The organism is Methanosarcina spelaei (assembly GCF_002287235.1).
In the GTDB taxonomy this organism is placed as follows: domain Archaea; phylum Halobacteriota; class Methanosarcinia; order Methanosarcinales; family Methanosarcinaceae; genus Methanosarcina; species Methanosarcina spelaei.
Window position 1 is genome coordinate 1 of record NZ_LMVP01000337.1, and the last position, 833, is coordinate 833.

Genomic DNA, 833 nt, shown 5'->3' on the forward strand with positions numbered 1-833 from the left:
GAATTTGTTTCCGAGTCAAGGTTTTCTGAGGGTTGTAATTCTATCTGTTTTTCAACGTCCCCAACTTTTACTTCAAAATCGCCTGCCGGTATAGATTTAGTATTATACTCATAACTGAGGCTTCCGTCAGAATTTACCTCTATCTCTTGCATAGCTGTTATCTTGAGTTTGACCTCAGAACCACTTGCTTTTCCATCGATTCTGATCTTATATTTTCCTGGAGGGACATGTGTCTGGGAAACTGTAGCAGTGCCATCTTTTGCCTCTGCGCTTTTAGTTAACCATAAGAGCATCTTTGCTCTCACATTTAAGTCGTCGGCTCCTTCCGCTTTCACGGTAAAACTATTGTCAAAGCCAGAGGGGATTACTACATCTTCAAGCGTATACTCATATTCTCCGTCCTGGACCGTCACATCTTTTTCAAAGGTTACCAGCACTTTCGCAGTATCTCCCTCAAACCCGGTTCCACTTATCTTCATTATATCTCCAACAACAGGATTTTGGGGAGTAAGTTCCCAGTTGCTTGAAGCAGCTGCTCCGGGAGAAATAATAACGAACAGGAAAACGGAAAGCAAAAACAGAAGTCTTAAACTTCCCTTATTCTCCGGATTTTTAATAAATGTAAAAACTGGCTTTACTCGCTCAATCTCTTCAGGAAGCAATTTCTTTAAACTCTCCTCTTGGTATGTTCTTGACTAGAAAGGCTATTGTCCATTGAATAGCTGTACTATATGTATACTTCTTACATCTGGACTAATTATAAAAATTCTAGACAGATATAGGACAAATAATAAAACTAGTTTATATATTTTTTCTTTTTTGTGTCCTATATC

The 833-nt window shown here is 38.5% G+C and carries 1 protein-coding gene; it reads right to left on the bottom strand.

All coding sequences use genetic code 11. The features are described from left to right. On the bottom strand, positions 1-662 hold a 662-nt coding region (locus ASJ81_RS14285), incomplete at its 3' end, for a hypothetical protein (protein ID WP_095644990.1). Between the last annotated feature and the right edge of the window lie 171 nt (positions 663-833).